The organism is Martinezella multihospitum, from assembly GCF_900094585.1.
GTDB classification, from domain to species: domain Bacteria; phylum Pseudomonadota; class Alphaproteobacteria; order Rhizobiales; family Rhizobiaceae; genus Rhizobium; species Rhizobium multihospitium.
The window spans coordinates 23,054-42,592 of record NZ_FMAG01000010.1; the positions used below are offsets into that span (position 1 = coordinate 23,054).

The 19,539-nt window shown below is 55.7% G+C and carries 16 protein-coding genes and 1 pseudogene; 8 read left to right on the plus strand and 9 right to left on the minus strand.

All coding sequences use genetic code 11. The features are described from left to right. Nucleotides 1-2: 2 nt before the first annotated feature. Nucleotides 3-902, minus strand: coding sequence for a non-homologous end joining protein Ku (gene ku, locus GA0061103_RS29720; protein WP_092717991.1), 900 nt, complete (start codon nt 900-902; stop codon nt 3-5). 197 nt (nt 903-1,099) lie between these two features. Here ku and GA0061103_RS29725 point away from each other — a divergent pair, with 197 nt between their 5' ends. The 5 genes from GA0061103_RS29725 to GA0061103_RS29745 all read left to right on the plus strand — a co-directional run bounded on the left by GA0061103_RS29725 (nt 1,100) and on the right by GA0061103_RS29745 (nt 2,916). Beyond that, the gene (locus GA0061103_RS29725; protein WP_092717994.1) at nt 1,100-1,279 is read left to right on the plus strand and encodes a hypothetical protein; all 180 of its coding nucleotides are present in this window, start codon (nt 1,100-1,102) and stop codon (nt 1,277-1,279) included. A 5-nt stretch (nt 1,280-1,284) separates the two neighbouring features. Further along, complete coding sequence (xth, locus tag GA0061103_RS29730; RefSeq protein WP_092717997.1) at nt 1,285-2,061, plus strand: exodeoxyribonuclease III; 777 nt, start codon at nt 1,285-1,287, stop codon at nt 2,059-2,061. 82 nt (nt 2,062-2,143) lie between these two features. Further along, nucleotides 2,144-2,389 carry a hypothetical protein gene (locus GA0061103_RS29735; protein WP_245304901.1) on the plus strand — a complete coding sequence of 82 codons (246 nt, stop codon included), beginning with the start codon at nt 2,144-2,146 and terminating at the stop codon, nt 2,387-2,389. Nucleotides 2,390-2,401: 12 nt separating this feature from the next. After that, on the plus strand, nt 2,402-2,644 hold the full coding sequence (locus GA0061103_RS29740) for a hypothetical protein (RefSeq protein ID WP_092718000.1): 243 nt from the start codon (nt 2,402-2,404) through the stop codon (nt 2,642-2,644). Between the two features lie 5 nt (nt 2,645-2,649). Continuing rightward, nucleotides 2,650-2,916: a hypothetical protein gene (locus GA0061103_RS29745; RefSeq protein ID WP_092718003.1), complete on the plus strand. Its 267-nt coding sequence runs from the start codon at nt 2,650-2,652 to the stop codon at nt 2,914-2,916. Nucleotides 2,917-2,929: 13 nt separating this feature from the next. Here the strand turns inward: GA0061103_RS29745 and GA0061103_RS29750 are convergent, their stop codons facing one another. The 8 genes and pseudogenes from GA0061103_RS29750 to GA0061103_RS29780 all read right to left on the minus strand — a co-directional run bounded on the left by GA0061103_RS29750 (nt 2,930) and on the right by GA0061103_RS29780 (nt 16,546). Further along, nucleotides 2,930-3,220 (minus strand): cold-shock protein, encoded by a 291-nt coding sequence (locus GA0061103_RS29750; protein WP_092718006.1) that lies wholly within the window; start codon nt 3,218-3,220, stop codon nt 2,930-2,932. A 170-nt stretch (nt 3,221-3,390) separates the two neighbouring features. Further along, the gene (locus GA0061103_RS35500; protein ID WP_245304915.1) at nt 3,391-3,591 is read right to left on the minus strand and encodes a hypothetical protein; all 201 of its coding nucleotides are present in this window, start codon (nt 3,589-3,591) and stop codon (nt 3,391-3,393) included. A gap of 6 nt (nt 3,592-3,597) precedes the next feature. Beyond that, a pseudogene (locus tag GA0061103_RS35505) lies at nt 3,598-3,912 on the minus strand (DUF309 domain-containing protein); the annotation flags it as partial. 325 nt (nt 3,913-4,237) lie between these two features. Then, the gene (locus GA0061103_RS29760) at nt 4,238-7,957 is read right to left on the minus strand and encodes an NACHT domain-containing protein (protein WP_092718013.1); all 3,720 of its coding nucleotides are present in this window, start codon (nt 7,955-7,957) and stop codon (nt 4,238-4,240) included. Further along, a complete protein-coding gene (locus GA0061103_RS29765) occupies nt 7,954-9,141 on the minus strand; it encodes a Fic family protein (RefSeq protein ID WP_208603583.1) in 1,188 nt (395 codons plus the stop codon). Before GA0061103_RS29765 ends, GA0061103_RS29760 begins: the two co-directional genes overlap by 4 nt. 146 nt (nt 9,142-9,287) lie before the next feature. Beyond that, nucleotides 9,288-10,172, minus strand: a complete 885-nt coding sequence (locus GA0061103_RS29770) for a bacteriophage abortive infection AbiH family protein (protein ID WP_167376669.1) — start codon at nt 10,170-10,172, stop codon at nt 9,288-9,290. 59 nt (nt 10,173-10,231) lie between these two features. After that, on the minus strand, nt 10,232-11,722 hold the full coding sequence (locus GA0061103_RS29775; RefSeq protein ID WP_092718024.1) for a hypothetical protein: 1,491 nt from the start codon (nt 11,720-11,722) through the stop codon (nt 10,232-10,234). After that, on the minus strand, nt 11,723-16,546 hold the full coding sequence (locus tag GA0061103_RS29780) for an AAA domain-containing protein (RefSeq protein ID WP_092718027.1): 4,824 nt from the start codon (nt 16,544-16,546) through the stop codon (nt 11,723-11,725). A 386-nt stretch (nt 16,547-16,932) separates the two neighbouring features. On the opposite strand from GA0061103_RS29780, the gene GA0061103_RS29785 reads away from it, so the two are divergent. From GA0061103_RS29785 to GA0061103_RS29795, 3 genes are all read left to right on the plus strand, one after another. Next, complete coding sequence (locus GA0061103_RS29785) at nt 16,933-17,874, plus strand: anti-phage phospholipase (protein WP_245304902.1); 942 nt, start codon at nt 16,933-16,935, stop codon at nt 17,872-17,874. A 10-nt stretch (nt 17,875-17,884) separates the two neighbouring features. Further along, nucleotides 17,885-18,778: an anti-phage nucleotidyltransferase gene (locus GA0061103_RS29790; protein WP_092718034.1), complete on the plus strand. Its 894-nt coding sequence runs from the start codon at nt 17,885-17,887 to the stop codon at nt 18,776-18,778. A 98-nt stretch (nt 18,779-18,876) separates the two neighbouring features. Continuing rightward, nucleotides 18,877-19,392, plus strand: coding sequence for a hypothetical protein (locus tag GA0061103_RS29795; protein WP_092718036.1), 516 nt, complete (start codon nt 18,877-18,879; stop codon nt 19,390-19,392). The last annotated feature ends 147 nt before the right edge of the window (nt 19,393-19,539 follow it).

Genomic DNA, 19,539 nt, shown 5'->3' on the forward strand with positions numbered 1-19,539 from the left:
GATCAGCCGGCGCGGCGGGTTGGCGCAACGGCCTGTTTCGCCTTGGCCGCGGCAGCAGGCTTTGTCGCCTTCTGCCGGCCAGCACCCTTGTTGACGTTGGCGGCTGTGGGTTTCGATCCCACCTTGCCGCCGATACCGGCGCTCTCGCGCAGGGCCTGGAGCAGATCGCTCTGTTTGGAAACCGCCGGCGCCTTTTTCTTGGGAAGCGACCGACCCTCGATCTTGGCCTTCACTAATTCCGCGACGGCGGCCTCATAGCGGTCATCGAAGGTGCTGGCATCGAAGCTTCCCTTCTTGGTGCCAATGATATGCTGGGCAAGCTCCAGCATTTCGCCTTCGATCTTGAGGTCGGGCAGTTCCTCGAAGGCCTCCTGAGAGGAGCGAACTTCATAATCGAAGTTGAGCGTCGTGGCGATCAGACCTTTGCCGTGCGGCCGGATCAACACTGTGCGCATGCGGCGAAAGAGTACTGTGCGCGCGATCGCCGCGACCTTGGCCTTCTTCATGCCGTCGCGCAAAAGCACGAAGGCATCGGTGCCCATTTTGTCGGGAGCAAGGTAATAAGGTTTGTCGAAATAGACGTCGTCAATTTCGTTGCAGGGGATGAAGGTGTCGATCTTGAGCGTCTTGTCGCTATCAGGAACGGCGGCCGCCACTTCGTCCGGCTCGAGGATGATGTACTGGCCGTTTTCGATCTCGTAGCCTTTAACCTGGTCGTCGCGCTCGACGGGATCGCCGGTCTCGCTATCGACGAACTCGCGCTTGACGCGGTTTCCGGTTTTGCGATTGAGCGTATTGAATGCAATGCGTTCCGACGAAGAAGCCGCGGTGTAGAGGGCCACCGGACAGGCAACCTCTCCGAATTTGATGAAACCCTTCCAATTCGCACGCGGGGCAACCATGACGCAGGCTCCTGACACAACCAATGCGATTCAAGCGAATCGGCATGTAATTGTTCCGAGTCGAAACGAATCATTTTTCAATGACTTAGCTCCTCGGGCACACCCGTTTTGAGAGTCTTCCCTAGAGTCCTGATTCACATGCATCTTTTGGAGAAGACGCGCGTTTCTTCCAGCAGCAACCACAAAGGAGTCCTGCCATGACTAAGCGCGAACTGATCGATACCGGTACCGACAGACGTTACGTCCGCCGCGATGAAGAGGGTAAGTTCAAGGAAAGCGTCGACGTTTCGCGGTCACTATCGGCCGATGCTCGGCATGACGCCAAGCATGATACGAAACCCGGCCAGGGTGACAAGGGCGATCACAAGCGCGGATAAAACCGGTGAGGCTTGCCACCTACAACGTCAATGGCATTAATGGCCGCCTCGAGGTGCTGCTGCGCTGGCTTGCCGAGGCAAAGCCTGACGTCGTCTGCCTGCAGGAACTGAAGGCCCCTGACGAGAAGTTTCCTCGCCGCGAGATCGAGCGCGCCGGGTACGGTGCTATCTGGCACGGCCAGAAAGCCTGGAACGGCGTGGCCATTCTTGCACGCGATCAAGAGCCGCGCGAGACGCGTCGCGGGCTTCCCGGCGATCCCGACGACAGCCACAGTCGCTACATCGAAGCGGCGATCGACGGAATGGTGATCGGCTGCCTCTATCTTCCGAACGGTAATCCGGCCCCCGGTCCGAAATTCGACTACAAGCTCCGCTGGTTCAAACGCCTGAAGTCCTATGCCACCGAACTGTTCGAACTCGAGGTGCCGGTCGCCCTTGTCGGCGACTTCAACGTCATGCCGACCGACCTCGACGTCTACGCCCCGGAGCGCTGGCGGGATGACGCCCTGTTCCGGCCGGAAGTACGGGCCGCCTATGCCGAGCTCATTGCCATGGGCTGGACGGACGCCGTCAGGCTGCTGCATCCGGAAGAGCGGATCTATACGTTCTGGAAGTATTTCCGCAACGCCTTCGCCCGCGATGCCGGGCTGCGCATCGACCATTTCCTGCTCAGTCCGGCCCTGCGCGAACTTTTGATAGCGGCTGTCGTCGACAAGTTTGCGCGCGGGTGGGAGCACACCAGTGATCACGCACCCACCTGGATTGAACTCGATGACCGATAACTTATCTCATGATCAGACATCTTGGCTATGAGCGCCTCTGTCGGGTGACTGTGCTGAAGATATCAATTGAAGGAGTGGCGGCGTGCCCGATCAGGCAGACTTCGATGCCGGTGATTTCGCCAATCGTCTCGCGGCGATGAGCGAAGATGAACTGTTCGAAACTATGCGGGGACTTGAAGAGGACAGCGAAGGCATCCGTCCCGACGAGCGCGCCGGTAGCGATGTGTTCGCGAAAATAGCGTTGGTCGAGACGGTTATTGAGGATCGGTTTCCGGGGCAGCTCCTTGCGCCGTACAGAGATTGGCTACAGCGTCGAGCCGCAAGCTGAGGAGCGCCTATCATGACGGAACGATCCGAAAGTCCGGAACGGCTGTTTCAGCAGCTTGACGATCTTATCGCTGACATCATCGACCAGTTCGCAAGCCAGGGACATGGCACTGCGGTCGTCATCGAAACGCTACAGGACGTTCTGGCAAAACGTCAGCTTGCCTATCAGCGTGATCCCGATCCGGCGGAAGACGCGGTCGATGAGCCCGCCAACGACTGGCCGAGCGCCGATGACCGGACCGGGGCGGAGGAGTAGCCGGCATGGGCCCATTCCCGGATCATCGCGGAGCAGACGATACCGCGCTAAGCCTCACCCGCAAGCAGCAGGAAGCCCTGAGAGCGATCGCGTTTTTCCGGTGGCAGAAGAAAGTCGGCAAGGGCTGGCTGGTCGGTGACAGGCGCCTCTCGGAAAAGATCGTCGAGCGGCTCGAGCAGCTGGAATTGGTAGAAGAACGTTTCGTGCGAGGCGAGCCGGTGCTGCAACTGACGATCATCGGGCAAGCGATCAAGGCTCGCCCGCTGCATTAGCTGATTAGACCCATCATCGCCTTCGAAGGCCCCATTCCTTCTCAAATTCTGACTCGAAATCTTGATTTAGCGCAGCCTCACGCCGAAACGCCTTTGGCTTGGAAAAGATCGACAGCCCTTCGGCAAAGACTTTTCCGTTCCGGGAACCGATGGAATACTGAAGCGCAGTGCCGCTTTCCAAGGTCGGTAAATTGGCCTCCTCAACCTTCGAGAGATGGAGGAAGACGTCGGCAGTGCCATCATCGGGCGTGATGAATCCGAACCGCTTAGCTGCGCTGAACCATTTCACCTTGCCGGTGGGCATATATGACTTTCCTGTGAGAAGAATTTGCTGCATTTTGGCAGCTGCCATTTAAAAACACAATTCGGAATGGTTAAGCGACACACAATATTGACCCAGGCCATCACGCCATATCGCGGCGATGGAGTGGCCGCCGTTGAGCACCAAAAATCCAGTTCGGCACGCTCAACTGTCTACGCGTCTCCCAGAACGAAGTCGAAGACCGGGTCAGGCTGTGCCTTGGTCGTCATGCGCGATGCCGGCATGGCCTCAGCTGTCGCTTCGGCGAGATCAGCAAGTTGTCGAGGCGATATGCCTATGGCGCTCGAGAAATGGCCATGCGGCGCCGTTGTGAGGTATCGCAACAGCGCGCCGGCGCGTCCAGCATGACGCATCGCTGGCGTCCGTTTGCCTTCCCGGATCTTTACCCCGGCTGCGGATAGCAAGATCAATCCCTTCAGGAAGGCGCGCAACCGGCTTCCTCTCTTTGCAGTCTGCCAAAGTCCCTCCCACGCCTCGTGGGCTTCCCAATAGTATCCGTGATTGAAGAGGTCCTGGCCCCAGGCGAATTCCTCAGAGTCGAGAGACGCACTGACCAAAACCGGCTGAACACCGTAGCTGTGTCCTCTAGGATCACGGACTGGATGTGGACCCTCACCGGGCAAGTAGGCGTAGTGGGGGAATGATCTATTTGGAAGTAACCGACGACGTCCCATAGCCCAAGTCCTTTGCAAAGCCTTGAAACAGCATCCTCTTAGCTAGCCCGATGGACAACCCTCCCTCTGCGTTACCTGGCTTGAGAGCTGAAAGCATGAGCCGCCTTGACAGGATCCGAACCATGGACCTGTCTTTATCACGACTTATCTATCTGATAATATTGGGACGTCCAGCATTTGCTCGCGGATTCGTCGATCGATAGCGAACTTTGATCACGGTCTACTACGACAGCGCCCCGGTCCAAAGGTTGCCCTAGGGGATCTACGACCATCCAATTCATGTGTCCCAGCCAGCCTCCTTTTGACGCGCCACTTTAATGTCTGCTCATGCGTCTCCCCTATAGAAGCGCGGGATCTGATCCACGTTCCAAAGCGGCTCCTCGGCATCGCTGATTGCTCGCTGACGGGCACGATCAGCCATCCAAAGCCGGTACTTCTCTTCCGGATGTTCTTTTGCTAGCTGCTTGAGAGCCAGATATGTCTCTTCGCCCGGCATTTCAGCGAGAAGGTTGAAAAGCTTGTTGCGAGCATCCTGTGCGTTGTCGCGCAGGGTCGGCGAATAAACACCCGTTCCTGCGCGCTCGATGTCGTCTTCGGCCCGAATGAAGCGATGCATAAGCACATAGAGGGTCTTGAGGTGAGCGGCGCTTCGATAGCCGGACGACATCGCATTGCCTCCAAATCGCGTTCCCATAAGCGAAACAGCAAAGTTCTGAGCAAATTCCGATGCCAAATCGCCGAGCGCCTCAAGCTCGGCTTGCAGAACCGGAATTGCCGCTTCAGGGTCATAGGCAACCCAGAGCGCATACCAGCGGGGACGATTGTCGCTGTCACCTGAGTTAAGCCGGGCCTTCGCAAGGTCGGCAAGGCCTTCCCACTGGACATCCTGAAGGATTTTCAGGCTGTGCCTAAGAGTATCACTCGTGACGGGGCGGCCGGTGAGGAGCCATTCAACCAGGATCGGGGCGATATCGGCCTGGAGCCAGGGCGCCCGATTGTCGATATCACTGAGAATGTGGTGAAAGCCAGGCCGCTTGCTTGCCTCAGCGAGTTCCCAAAGAAGTTCCTTTGTTACGGCGGCAAGTCCCTGCTCATGATGGGCGCGATAGAGGCCCTCGAACCATCGAGGAAAACCGTTCAGCTCCCATGCAATATATCGGAACGCGTGGGCGGCTTCCTCTTCGGAAAGACCAACCCCAAACGAACCATCCTCTGTCGACTCGATCTCCAGCCCGATTAACGCAAAAATCAAAGCGTGGGGTATAGAGGATCCATCAGCACCCTCCGACTGGAGTTTTGGGTCATAGTGGCGCCAGTGTTTGATAGCAGCGTCGCGGAAGGCTTCAGCGACCTCCGACCCGAATTCTGGCACCAGAGACTGCCAGTTCGAGCGTGCGTCGTAACGGGTCCAACCACCCTCGCCTTCGATGCTCATCATCAGGTGATAGTGATCGCCCGTGATCTGCCCCGGCTCAGCTCCGCTCGGGTTACGGATGCGGTCCGGGTTCTTCTTGAGTTCACTGATCCATGCTGCCCGATCGCGCGCGGATTTGCGCTCGCGGCGCGCATGCCTGCGCTCGAAGCTCCGATGTTCGATTTCCCAGTCGGCGACTTCTCGCGCCGGCGGATGGAGCCAGAGATCGAGCTGAGCTTTAAGCGCCGGTTGGCCGGCGACTGCTTCGATGAGCTTCCTGGTCCAATCCCCTCTCTTGCTGTTCTCAAGATACAGCGCGAAGCACCGCGAGAGCGCAATCCGCCTGTCGTCCGGATTTTCGCGTGTGGATACCCACGAAAGGCAGCGATCGAAATCATCGGCCGAGAATGCCCAATAGCGCTCATACATCGTCAGCTGCCAATCGTCGGTTAGTTCGCCGCCCCTGGACTGCTGGCGGGCCCTCCGCTCCTCGACATTTTGCCAATAGAGTGCATCGTTGAGATCCTTCCAACGAGGCACCACCTCGCGAAGCCGGCTCTTGTCCTGATCGTCGCTGTCGTGGTCCCAGAACTTCGCCGCCTGCGCCTTTGTCAGAATGCCGATGGAACGACCGTCGAGGGCGGAGGCAGATTTCGCTCCAACAAGCCGTTCAACGGCGCGCAGCGCCGATGGGAGCAGCCACGAATACTGCGAGGACACAATGCATTCGCCGCGCTCGATATGGGGTTCTCGGCCTAACAGCTCGTCAAAACCCACGATGAGGGCCAGCAGTGGTTGCTCGGGCACACTGTCGGCCATGACCGGCAAGCCATCGACAAATTCATGCAAGGCTTGGCTCAGCCCCGTAATTTCGAAGCGGCGTTTAGGCTGCGTTCGCTCGATTGCACGCAGGACAGAGCCAACGGAAGTCAGCGTTGCGGGAAGATTGAGGATGATCTCTGAAGCTACTTGCCGATCAAGAGGTTCTGTGGATGCAAGCAACCCTGCCACGAGACTGTCTTTCTCGGCCTCTTCCGCGACCGCCATGACGGCCCTGATAGCAGCGATTTGAGTGTGGACGTCGCGTGAGCGATCCAGCGCGATTTCTGCGAGGATGGGTACGCCGGCCTTGACTTTCCCTTGCCAGACAAAACGGGCGAGGAAGAAAATTGCATCATTATTGTCTTTGTAGCGCGCCAAGAGCTCTTCGGTTTCGGCGGAAAGCTCGTTGGTGGCAATGCGGGTGATGGCAGCATTGTCCATCCAGGGACCGGTTTCATCATCGGCGGCGATCCGTCGGACGATATCCAAAAGCATGCGGCGTTTGATATCCAGCGGAAGGCGTGAGGGATCGCCTCCCTCGGTAGCGATTTCAGGGCTGATAGCCAAAGCCTCATCGCGAATTCGATCATCAAAGAGGATCAGCCAGGCAAGCGTCGGCCGTAGCCTCGGAACTATGACCTTTTCCCCGTAGCTGTTACGGAAGAAAAGGTTCTGTATCCGCTCTCGGCCCTGCGGCTGAACCGCGATCGAAGCAGCCCATTCTGCAGATAGAAGTTCGCGCATATCGCGATGTCGGAAGCGGACGCTTCCATAGACGATATCATCGAACACACCCGTTTTGAGAAGAGCGGCAATCTCTTCCTCTGACCAATCGGGCAGAACGACCGAGGGATCAATTCGATCGACAGTCACAAGCTCACCTGGGAGAGAGATTACGCTCTTTCCGGTCAGTGTCGCGGCTGCAGCCAGTGCACGCAAACCATCTCGCACGCGATCTTCCGGAATTCGGATAGTCGATCCATGAAAAGAGAGTGGCTTGATTTGAAGTTCAATGACGCGCTGGAGGACATCGCGGCGATTGTCGAGCTGCCGATCGGCTTGCCATTTTTCGATCAGAGAGCGCAGGTCGAACGGCTTCTCGGCAAGCGACATAAGATCGGCTCGCTCGATCGCGTCGAGAAACGCCTCGATATCACCGACGGAATAGTAGCTTGCAAAGAGCCGGATTTCGTCCCTTTTCAGGGGCCCCAGGCGAAAGACCTTCAAGGCGCTCTCAGGTTCCCGCTTCGGAGCCGGCTCACCAGAAGGGACATCTTCCTTTTTGAGCGCGTCCTTGTCTACGTACGGCAGATGCTGCTCAATGAGGCTCCGATCTGGCAACGCTTGCCAGGCATCTTCCCGGCTGGTGATATAGACATGCGCTCGCTCACGCGCCATGCGGATGCGAGAACCGAAGATTCGGATCGCGTCTTCGAAAGCCCGCGGCGTCTCAAGTTGCGCCTCGTCAACAGAATCCAGAAAAAACCAAGCCTCCTCGGTCGATGCAAGCCAGCTTTCAAACGCCTCCGCGGTGCCGATTTCGAACGCGGTATCGAAGGTGTTGTTAAGCTTCTCGATCCGGATGAAGAAAGCCTTCTTGCCCTTTTCAGAGAGCTTGCGCGCTTGATGGCGAGCTTCAAAGGTCTTACCGGCACCAGGCTCTGCCAGAATGAGGACGCGATTAAGGTTCTCCAAAGCTCGCCAATGTTGGGGAGTGCCGCCGGCTACCGGGTTGAGAAACTCCCAATCCCCGCGCTGTGGTGCCGCGGGAAAGAAACGCCTGAGGAGGATGACTGTCTGATCCTTCATTTGCCTGACCCCGCATTGGCTGGATAGAGGTTTGGAAACCACCGCTCGGCCGTGTCCGCCGAGAAGGCGAGGCGTAGCGGCGATCTATGCGAGGTCGCGGAAAGCATTCCCCGCTCGACGAGCGCCGATGTGACGTTACGCGCCGCCCTCTCCTCGTAGCCGGTAATCATTTGAATTTTTGACCGCTCCACCTCGCCAGCCAGAACAGCCTCGCGAAGGACCTGGAAACTGCCCTTGGGGAGCTTCTTGGCGCGTATTTCTTCCTCGATGTGGATTTCGATGCGCATGAGCAGCTTGTCGGTCTCGATTAGGCCGCTCATAAACCGGATTTGGTCGATCGCCTGGTCAAGGAAGAAGTCACAGAATGCGACCAGCCCCCGGTGGGTGAGATTACCTCTCCCGTCGCGATCGCCAGCACGTGGACCGTCGGCAGCCATGAGCAGCGCCTTATATTTCTTTTCTTCTCGCGCAAGACCCCGGGCGACCGACCAGAGGCTCGTCCCGACGCCAAGGCGCTTCAAGAGCGCATGCGACATCAGACGCGCCACACGGCCGTTGCCATCAAGGAAAGGATGGATCCAAAGAAAGCGATGATGGACCGCACCCACGGATTGGAGTTGCTGCGACCGGGTTAATGGTGGACTCTGATAGGCCTTATCGAACCGGACCATAAAACGCGGCAAATCGATTGGTTCGGGCGGCAGATGGCGGCCTACTTGGACGTCCCGGTTTCGCCACTCTCCAGGAATGATTGGCACACGTTCGCCAGTCGTGCGATTAGACACCCAGAGCATCTCTGGGGGAAGGCGAGAGCAGAACTCCTCATGGAGCCAAGATGCATAGGCGGCTGAAGCCGGCCAGACATCTGGATCATCACCTATATCGATTAATTTCTGAACATGAATGTGGGCGACAGCTTCCTGTTGAAGCTCCCGCCGCTCAGGCTCCTCAGAGAAGTCGTTCGCGAGCGCCCGATCAATGTCGCGTGGGTGCGTGTCGTGCCCCTCGATAAGATTGGAGTAATAACAATTCATGGAACGTACGAGGTCACCAATCGAACTAGCCAAAATCGGGTGAACACGACCAGCCAGCTGATTGGCCTCGCCGACCAGCGTTAAAACTTTATCTCCAAGAGCGCCCTTGTCGTCCGAGGGCACCATCGGTTCCATAAATGCGATATCCATACCGCCTTTAATGCCGGTTTCTCTGCCGCTTGTAAAGCGATGAAAATCAACACTCTACGGCTGTGACGATGAACATAATTTGCCGCTTCCTTTGCCGGTTCGGGATGTTCACCACCACAGAAATGACTGCGATGACAAGACCTGCCCTACAGATCGCCAATTTGCTTCAGCTTAAGTCTCGCAGTTGGTATGCCAATACTCTCCGCCGAGGACCGTGCAGCAACCTCATCGTTGTAATAGCTGACATTCCAATTGGCTTTCGGGTCCACGCGATCGAGTACCGCACCGAAATATGGTTCATCGACATGAGCCAGTGAATGTCCAAGAACGAAAACCTCCGTGACACGACCCAAGTCATCGAAAAAGGCTTTATTCCGCTCGAGGATTTCTCTCGTCGGCTTATATGTTGCCGCTAGCAGGTCATCGATCAGCTGAAAACCTCCGGCGACCCGCACATCGGTATCCTCGTCCGTAAAACGCGAGCGTAGTTCGGAGCCTTGCCGATTCCAAGCGTGGCCGAGAACAATCTCGGAGTTGGTGTCCATCGCGGACCCATGAATATGCAAGACATGATCGTTGGGAACGCCGTATATCTGCTGCAGGGTGGGCGTGTAGTTGAAATTCAGGAACACGGCGCTCGGGTCGATACATCGCACCGCGGCCGCAACATGGGCGGGGATTTCGAGCTGACGAACCCAGTCGGCGAAATGCTTGCGCAATGTTGTGGAGATTGCATCACAGATCTGCCCGATTTCGTACTCGTAATCATGATGTCCAGAGTCGCTCCAGTCCTGGGCGCCGTAAGAGGCCAGGAAATTCTCCGCGTAGTCTTCGATCTGGTCTACGTCGACCTCGGCAAGCCGCTCTTCAAGAACGCTCCAGAGGTCCTTGTCTGGCACGACATACTCCTCAGCAATGCGGAACGCATGCCGGTCTACTCGTTCGAGATAAAAGGCAAAATCGGAATATCTGGACTCAATTCCATGGTGCAGATCGAAGCCATTTCCGATGATGAAAAGTTTGCGTTCCACCAGCTTACTCAGGCTTTGTTTCCACTGAAGCACATTTTCACAGACCTCGAAGAAAGAGTCTAAACCGTCTCGATGCCGAGTGCCGTGTCAACTGCATTCAGAGCGGCGTCGGGTGTCTCGTCCTGCCTGACCCAGAGCATCGCGTTCGAGTTCGGAGCGGTGCTCGCGACATCGGCCACAGCCCGCGTAACCGCCTGGACGACAACGCTATCGGCAGTGATATATCCGATCGGCAGAGGAAGCCCCGATCTGGATTCACTTGTGTGAATGAGCACTAGAGCCCAAGAATCCGGCTTTAGAATAACCTCCAAGGATTTTGGCAAATCGCTAGAGATGCCGACGCAACGGTCAAAGAGTGAATTATGTTTTTCACTTCTCCCAAACGTTCGGCGCCACCAATTTGCATCGCGTGTCACAAGTCCGTTGCGCGCCATTAGGACTATACCATCGGTTTCCTGGGCCTTTAGTTCACGAACGACCGCCGCGAATGCAAGACTCTTCCCCCAGTAGTCGGCATGCGGTGGAATCCAGAAGAGGGGCGTTGGGTCGGTTGGACCTTGAAGCCTGGTCCATTCGATCAGAGCATTTCGCACAAACATGCCCGAAATAGAGCCGGCCAAACGCAGACCGGGATTGAAGGGATGGGACAACTGTCTCCCAGTCTCGTCTTGGCATCTCGCCATCCACGACCGAACGTCCGACATTTCATTGAATCCAGCGCGGGATAACAGGTCCCCATCTATCTCGCGGAGCCATCGAAAGGCTAAATCGGCGTCCGGCGGGGCACGCATGCTCGACAAGCGAGCACTGAGTGCCTCGATCAGCGGTTTTCTGGACCCCGGCCTGCCCTTAGTTTGCAATGGCCGGAAATCCGGCTCCAAACCGACTGGATCTTCCTGATGGTAATGAATTGATATGTGGAAGGGGGCAGCAAACGTCTTTATTTGCTGAACGTCATCTGCTGCTTCGAACTTAAGGTCATCAGTGCGATTGCGTGTCCCGTTACGCTGTCTCCACTCGAGAAAATGGTCCTCGAATGCGCGACCGATCTGAGAGGCGGCGTTGGCCGCTTTTTCCCGGTCCGGGATACCTATCTCCGGAATCCTTCGCGCGATACTAGGGTCGATCGAAATTTCATCCACGGGTGCAAGGGCAATCAGGTCGAAGGATTGAGACGTTCTAATTTCCTCGCGAGCGAAAATCTCTAGTTCCTCGGAAACCGGTGAGATTGCCTCATATCCGCGAGCGGACAAGGTTAGCCTCCCGGAATTCTCCAGCACCAACCCCGTTTCCAAAATATCCTGCAGGAGCACACGGGTTTCTACGTCCTCGAAACCAAAGTACTCACCGATTGCCTCCGGTCCAATTTCGGGAACGAGATGAATCAAGCGAATTGCATACTCGGTCGCCAGCGAGATGGGGGAGCGCCTCATAGCGGTAGCGGAAATCCGAAACTTCTGTGCGCGAACAAGAAATGAAACTTCATCAATCTCTATTGGCGGAAGCGAATTGCTTTGCGCTGCGGCGTCAACCTTCGGTGAACCGGACATTTATGCACCGCCCAGCGCTGTGATCGGAATAATCCGATTCTTGGCCTTAAGGTGACGCACGATCGGTTTGAGAGAGTTGTTTCCCTTTTCGAACATCGCAGCTGCCCCGATTATCAGGAGCCGATCCATCGCGCGAGAAATGGCGACGTTGACACGGTTGCGGCTCTTAACGTGCCCCATAGCATCCTCACTATTGTTGCGCACCACTGACAGGATCACGATCCGGTTCTCCTTTCCCTGATAAGCATCGACGGTGTCGACCTTGATCAAAGAGCGAAAATCTGAGGGCAGGTCCGACGCCACGATCATGTTTTCGATAAGCTCCGCTTGCTGCGCGTAGGTGCAGATGACGCCGATCAGTGCTTCCCCGTCTTTAAGTTCGAGTGTATTGGGCGCTTTCGCCAGAAATACCTGAGACGCGGCGATTTTCTTCAACAGACTTATAACTTCGATCGCTTCACGACGGTTGATGAAGCTTGTGCCCACTTCGCTGTCGTTGCTTCCCTTTTTCGAAAGGCCAGTGTCAAGCCACACTACCTGTTTGTCGAACGGCGCGGGCAAATGATCGTAGATGTTCGATGGCGGCTCACGATCGGTTTCCAGATCCTCGCCAGGGTAGAATGTTTCCGACACGAGAGAGCCGATTTCCGCAGCCATCCGATACTGAGTCTTGAGTGTTCTCGCGATCGATTTACCGTAGCTTGAAGAGAAGGCGCGTTCAAAATCACTCTTTTTGAAGTCTTCCGCTGCAAAGCCCGGTAGTTTTTTCGCCATCGCTTTGAGTGCATCGTGCTCAAAAAGCGGAGGTAATTGTCTATGGTCGCCAACCAGTAAAATCCTCTTTCCGGATTGCATCCCGACCGCCAGTTCCCCCGGCGTGCACCGTGCCGCCTCATCGATGATTACCAGATCAAAGACGCCTTTTTCCAAGCCAAGACCGTGCCGGCCAATGCCCACACAGGTGCCACAAACCAGATTTCTGCTGCGGGCCAGGAATTCTTCGAGATTTCTCGATCGAGCGCTCAGGACAGATAACCAGCTCCTCGACAGATCGAGCAGCCTAAGTAGTCGGTCCCGCGCATCGGGATCGAAAACATGGTGGCGCTTTGCAATCTCGTCGCGGACTTCATCCAGTATTTCGAAGGGTGTCCCTTCCCGCGGAACAATTTCGTCGGCCAAGAATCTCTCAAGCGTCCGGTTCAGCGTCCCGAGACGCCTTCCCGCGGCGGCCACAACGTCTGCGTCGAGGTCAGTAGATCCTAGATCTTGTTCCGCCAGCTCTATTTGTCTGACGATGGAGCCTATCGACGCCTCAATTTCGACGGCCTCTCTGACGTAACCTCGGTCCAAACCTAGCTTTCTTGCAACGGTCGAGACGCGATCCTTTAATTCCGCCCGGAAAAGCTCCCGGTATCGGTCCTGGACAGACTGAGAGTGATAGCGCCGCAACTGCGGGGAGATCTTGTCGTATTGCCCGACGCGAAGAAGATCCACCTCACCGCCGCGGTCGTTGAAGACTTTAAGAACGCGTTCGGCGACTGTGTTGACGGCCTCATGAGACTGAGACAGGACCAAGACGTTACGAAGCTTTCCGTCGTTTAGTGCCCAATGCACAAATGCCGACGTAAAATATGTCTTACCCGTGCCCGGCGGTCCTTGAAGAAGCCCAACGGGTCCATTAGCCCAAAGATGACGGAACGCCTCTTCCTGCTGCGGATTAAGCCCGTACTTATCGAGTGCACCGGCAGGGATAGGTTCCGCCACCACGGCTGGCTCTATCTTTGCAACGGGATTGAAATAAGAGATGAGATTGGCGATCTGTGCCTGGCCGCGCAGGATCCTGTCTACTGCCCTTGATCTGCGCCGAAAGCTGGACCGGTTATCGGGAGATTGGATCTTCAAAACGTCGTTTGGCTGAAGGCGCCGGAACGACCTTGCGTTTCGAACGAGCACCTTCCCGTGGCCCGCCCGTGCGGTATCGAGATCTCCAATGCGCTCGCCGTTCCAAGTGACGGTGGCGAACTGCCCCGTTCGAACGTCAACGGCATCGACCGCCGGAACTTCATTACAAGTCAACAGAATCGTCCCAGGCTCGTGGGTTTCGCGCGGCAGTTCGATAAGTTTAATTTCGGGAAGAATCTCCTCCTCGGCGAGGATCGTTTCCTCCCAAAACTTCGCAACGGGGAATACCGCCTTCGCCGCAGGGCCACCTGGCAGCGACAGAATCGGCTTCTTTGCCGGCTCAGCTGCAACACTGCCTTCCGTTACCGCGTCAACAGGTTGCGATTGTTCCTCAGTCGATTGGAGTCGAGTGGCTACCTGCCCAAAGATTGATTCGAACCCTGCAAACCTTGTGGTCAAAGCGTGGGCTATCCGAATCTCCCCTTGGAACTGCATCACACTGTTCGACCCGGCCCAATTGGATTCCTTCGCGCCAACGCTGTACATAGCCGCCTTGTGCGGTTTCATGTCCTTTCGATCGAAATCGATTTGCAGTTTTTGGTCGAAGCCATAGATCTCGATCTGGTTCTTCGCCTCACGAAGAACAACGTAGAACCTCCCGTTGTCCGCAAGCATTGCGCCGGGAAACTTTGGATCGCGAAACTCGACAGAGAGGTCCAGACCAACGCTCTCACTGGTACTCTTTGCGGCAGACAGCGAGTCCCTTAGCGGCTGAAGCGTCGACCAATAATCCCCTTCCTCGTTCGATTTCAGCACCCCTTCAGCAATTCTTTGCTGAAGACGAGTTTCGTGTCTGCTGTTCTGCACCCAGGCGTCAATCAGCTCGACTGCTATTTGTCCTGCTGCAAATCGGTCACGGAGTTGCAGGTCATCATTCTGATAAGGTGGACAATAGGCTGGGGATAAGCGCTCACCGTCGTCCGGTCGGGAAAAATCAAGAAGATCGATGAAAACCGGTACAGATGCGCCTTCCTCGGTTTGGGACACAATGATGTTCGCTGGTTTTAGATCACCATGTGACAAGCCGGCGGCATGAAGTTCATCAACGGCGTCAAAGAGCTTCTTCAAGAAGGCGGTAATACTACCTTCGTCATGGCCGCTCCAATCGACCTCCAAAAGTTTGCTGCCGTCAACCCAGTCCTGGGCTAGGAACAACCCGTCCATGCAAAGGCAACATTGGCGAACCCTCGGGGCCCACGGTGCTGCGAGGCCCTCGAGTCTGGCCCCGCGCGAGAAAAATGCGAGGAGGGCGAGAGCCGACGTCTTGAGGTCTCCGATGTATTGCTGGGGCCAGTTTTTGATCAGTAGCGGCCCGGATTTCAGCACACGGTACGGCGTGCGCTTGAACCACTCGTCGACATTAGCGGCATAGTCCATTAGGTCGATTTCTCGACGATACTGGGCCAACTGTTTTTCAACGTTGAACGATGGGCTCCGTGAAATGGCATCGACAAACGCGCTGCTAGCTTCAATCCCATCGTTGAAGCGCTTCGACGGGTCCCAATCGAGCGCTCGCTCGAACCAGGCCTGAAAATGTCGATATTCGGTCATTTCAGCCGTTTCCAGCAGCTTCTCTGACCAGTAGGGTACATCGTCCACAAGCTCGATACGGCGGGCCGTCAATATCCCAAATACCGCTGCGGCAGACAGGAAAACATCTTGGCGGAACGGAGACGCCACAGATCCTTGCGCCGTATCTTCCGGCGTTCGAACACCGCCGGCCAGGAGCTTGGCGCGCTTATCACCGATAGTATCTACATCAGGGAAATGCGAGGCGCCGAAGCCGGAAAGGACGACGCTGCTTCGCCTCTCATCGATCCAAATGGAATGTCGGTCGAGATCTCTGTGAGCTAGCTTTACACGATGGAGTTCCGCAACCCTGTCCAAAAAGAGCTTTGCGATGTCTACTCGTCTGTCTGTCGGCAGCTCCGAGATGGTTCCCACGTAACGGGTAAGTCGTACCAGATCAGGATGCTTCTCGAAAACCTCCGAAAAATTCAGTCCGTACTCGCGGTCATGAGCTTGCGACCTTAGGACGAAGTTATCGAAGTAATGGGGGTTGGTTGCGCGGATATGGCCAAGCGCGGTTCGCTCCCGCTCAGCTACAGGGCGTCGAAGTTCCTCAACGGCAAAGGCCTCTGGGTCTCGGCTAAAGTCCCAGAGGCGGAGCAATCCAGTATATTTTGGATTAGCTTCGTCCTGGCAGGAAAATTCTTCATACAAGGGATGGCGGAATTCCGGGGTCCCTGTTGGAATGAATCCGTGGTATTTCGCGGGCGTCGCACCGACGTGTTTGTCGTTCGTGAAAAATCGTTGAAGCCCGAACAAGTGCTGACCGGCGGCCAGTGACGCCGAGCCCCCAAAATCTGAACGCGTTGTGAAGTAGGTCCGAAAGATGCTCTCGTTACCGATGCGCGTAAAGTCATCGATTGTGAAGCAGCGGTCCTTTTCATGTTGCTCGAGGCCGGAAAAATCGGCTTGGGGATTTGTAAATACCACAGCGCTCTCTACCGGAGGCGCTCCTGGTATCTGTTGAACATGCTTCCGGATAGTACTCGCGAGCACTTTGGCGTTTTCCCGGATCTTTGTCGCCGCCGACTGACCAATCGGTTCACCATTTTGAAACCAAGACCCGCTGCGGCTCTCGAACTTTCCACGTCCGTGCTTGAGATCAACGATGATCAACCGGTCTGGAGTGATCAGGACAACATCGACCTCACGATCCTGGCCTCGACGCTTTTCGTTTCGTAGATAAAAATTCGCATACCCTTTCCAACTGGGCGGGAGCTTCGAACGAAACTCATTCAAACCGATCTGCTCCGCGGGTTGCGGGCCTTTTGGGCTTAAGAAATCAATCTTCATCTAAATCTACCCTGCACCCGCAAATCACAACTTAGCGTTTCGTGGTAATATGATAGCTATACCGGTCGATCTTCAACAAGATTGAATGAAACGGCGACTGTTATGAACAGATCAGCCCCGGATTTTTCGAAGCGAACTGCTCATCAAAGCTCACAGCGAGCTGCGTCAGCGATAAGCCATCCCCCAAGGCCCCGACATCCTCACCGTCAACAATCGCGAGCCGCATGCGGAGCATCAATCAATGGAACAACGTCGCGCTGCGGCAAAGTAGGTCTTAGTCTCAAGTAATGGCGGCAGCCAACGCGCTTTCGCGGTGGACAACATCTGTACATGTGAGACATGTGAGCGGATTTCATTTAATGGTTGTAAGTGCGGATGGAGTTGTAGTGGCCTACATTGTAGAAACAAAGAAACCTTATCGTATTCTCAGCCTTGATGGTGGCGGCGCCAAAGGTTTCTATACCCTTGGAGTCTTAGCCGAGATCGAAGGCCTTATCGGGTGCCGCCTCTGCGAAAAATTCGACCTGGTGTTTGGGACGAGCACCGGCGCCATAATCGCATCCATGATCGCACTCGGCATGACGGTCGATGAGATCCACGACAACTACAAGACTTACGTCCCGGACATAATGCGACTGAAGAAGGCGGAGCAGAAATCCGCTAAACTGGCCGCGCTTTCTGAGAAGATTTTCGGAGAGGCCAAGTTTGACGACGTTAAAACCGGCGTTGGCATCGTCACCACGAAATGGGTGATTGAGCGCCCCATGATTTTTAAGGGCGACGTAAAGCAGGCCCATGGCCGCAAAGGCACGTTCAAGCCCGGCTTTGGCGTCAGGATTGGTGACGCTGTCCAAGCTTCTTGCTCCGCCTTCCCCTTCTTTTCGCCCATGACTTTGACCACAGCAGGCGGCGATGAAGTGAAGCTGGTAGACGGTGGTTATTGCGCCAATAACCCTACCCTTTACGCCATCGCGGATGCCACTCGAGCGCTTGGATTGCCTCACGAAGACCTTCGCGTCGTCAGCGTCGGCGTCGGCGTTTATCCCAGCCCGAAACAGTCGATGTTCAGCAAGATGTATTGGGCGCGATATCTACAAAGCGTTCAGCTTCTTCAGAAGACACTGGAAATTAACACGCAGTCAATGGACCAGCTCCGCGTGATTCTTTTCAAGGACGTGCCGACCGTCCGCATATCAGATACGTTCGAACAGCCGGAAATGGCTACCGACCTTTTCGAACACGACCTCAAGAAGCTCAACATCCTCCGTCAGCGCGGCCGTGAATCTTTTGCGAACAGCGAAGCCTTGCTGAAGGAATACCTGCTCTGACGGACCATCCATGGCAATCAGCGAAGCTCAGCTCACAACCTGGTCCTCCATCGGCGCCACCCAGCAATCTGCAGCGACCTATCAGACCATCCGTACTGTGCTCAACGACACCGAGTCGCCTTATTATGCGAAGTGGTTCAGCAATTTCTTGCAGGGCTCTTACGGCAACGACACCAATGTCTGGCGTGACAGCGATGTTGATATCGTCATGCGCCTATCATCCGTCTACTACTCGGACACCAGCAATCTCAATCCCGTCGAAAAAGCGAATTTCGACCGGGGTTGGAGCGCAGCCGATTATTCCTTCAATCAATTCAAGCGCGAGGTCGCGGCGTGGCTCACGGCCAACTACGGTAGTGGCGTAGATGCGTCAGGCAAGGCAATCTTCGTTCCCGGAAGTGGCAATCGCCGTGATGCAGACGTATTGGCTTGCGCAGAACATCGCCTTTACTTCACGTACCCTTCCGTCGGTGATCCGACCTATAGGGAGGGAGTTGTCTTCTGGAAGGCCGATGGCACCCAGATCGTCAACTATCCAAAGCAGCACTCCGAGAATTGCACTATCAAGCATCAGGCCACGAATAGCTGGTTCAAGCCTACCGTGCGGATCTTCAAAAACATCCGGAATAGAATGATTGATGATGGCCTGTTGGAGGAAGGCGTTGCACCGTCCTACTTCTTGGAGGGCATGCTCTGGAACGTACCCAACAATCTATTCGGGAAGAGCTACTTTAACACCCTGGTGGCCTGCTTTAACCACATGTACTTCATGGAGGATAAGTCGCAGCTTAAATGCGCAAACGACTATCATTGGCTTCTCCGCCATGAATTCCCGACGAGCTGGTCGCCGACCGACCACAACACCTTCATGGAAGCATTTAAGCAGTTCTGGAATGACTTCTAAGCATAATGGCCGGTCTTTCCACCTACGTGTAATTGAAGCCCTGTTTGCTAGGTCGTCGGCTGCGGACCTGTACCCTCATCGTGAGGACGCGATTGCTCATGTTCGACATTCAGACGGCGAGAGACTTCTACGCACTGCTGGTCCAAGACTTTGACGAGTTCGTCGAAGAGCCACATTCGGCGAGACGCGCGATGCATTGCGCCATCAGCGCTTACCACCTCCACGAATGGGTGTGGGGTGATTGGCTTTCCAAGGATCAGGCAGCTCGCGACGCTCTGGGGCTTACGGGCCGTAAGAAGGATCAGTTCTTGCAATGGATCGACCAGCACTGCGTGTGGTTTGTCTTCGTTCAGGATCTTGCGAACGGCACCAAACATTTCTCCAGGGAGGCCGCCTTGGAGACCTTGCTCGTCCAGGGATATGGAGAAGGTGGCTTCGGCATGGGTCCTTTTGGAAAAGGATACCTGGTCATCGACCTGGGTGAGGATGCAGCTGAACAGAGGTGGCTTCCAGCGGCTCATTTGCTTGAAGTCGTCGTGAGATTCTGGCGAGACTTTTTCCGAAAGTACCTACCTTCAGACAATCAGCCGGTCAGTCCGCATCACGTCGACTAAGTCCAAAGTTCCGATGGTCGTCCCATGCCTAACTCGGCGCGGCCTGTAAATGGGGAAGTGGCTTTCCCGCCCGACACCTCAATTAAAACTCCGCGCTTTAATGCGTACCGAGGAGAAGATCAGGCACGAACGCGCGGGGCGGCAATC

What these genes read in the sequence shown, in the direction of transcription:
- ku (WP_092717991.1), bottom strand. Translation starts at nt 902, where the DNA reads ATGGTTGCCCCGCGTGCGAATTGGAAGGGTTTCATCAAATTCGGAGAG.
- GA0061103_RS29725 (WP_092717994.1), top strand. Translation starts at nt 1,100, where the DNA reads ATGACTAAGCGCGAACTGATCGATACCGGTACCGACAGACGTTACGTC.
- GA0061103_RS29740 (WP_092718000.1), top strand. Translation starts at nt 2,402, where the DNA reads ATGACGGAACGATCCGAAAGTCCGGAACGGCTGTTTCAGCAGCTTGAC.
- GA0061103_RS29745 (WP_092718003.1), top strand. Translation starts at nt 2,650, where the DNA reads ATGGGCCCATTCCCGGATCATCGCGGAGCAGACGATACCGCGCTAAGC.
- GA0061103_RS29750 (WP_092718006.1), bottom strand. Translation starts at nt 3,220, where the DNA reads ATGCCCACCGGCAAGGTGAAATGGTTCAGCGCAGCTAAGCGGTTCGGA.
- GA0061103_RS35500 (WP_245304915.1), bottom strand. Translation starts at nt 3,591, where the DNA reads ATGCGTCATGCTGGACGCGCCGGCGCGCTGTTGCGATACCTCACAACG.
- GA0061103_RS29760 (WP_092718013.1), bottom strand. Translation starts at nt 7,957, where the DNA reads ATGAAGGATCAGACAGTCATCCTCCTCAGGCGTTTCTTTCCCGCGGCA.
- GA0061103_RS29765 (WP_208603583.1), bottom strand. Translation starts at nt 9,141, where the DNA reads ATGGATATCGCATTTATGGAACCGATGGTGCCCTCGGACGACAAGGGC.
- GA0061103_RS29775 (WP_092718024.1), bottom strand. Translation starts at nt 11,722, where the DNA reads ATGTCCGGTTCACCGAAGGTTGACGCCGCAGCGCAAAGCAATTCGCTT.
- GA0061103_RS29780 (WP_092718027.1), bottom strand. Translation starts at nt 16,546, where the DNA reads ATGAAGATTGATTTCTTAAGCCCAAAAGGCCCGCAACCCGCGGAGCAG.
- GA0061103_RS29790 (WP_092718034.1), top strand. Translation starts at nt 17,885, where the DNA reads ATGGCAATCAGCGAAGCTCAGCTCACAACCTGGTCCTCCATCGGCGCC.
- GA0061103_RS29795 (WP_092718036.1), top strand. Translation starts at nt 18,877, where the DNA reads ATGTTCGACATTCAGACGGCGAGAGACTTCTACGCACTGCTGGTCCAA.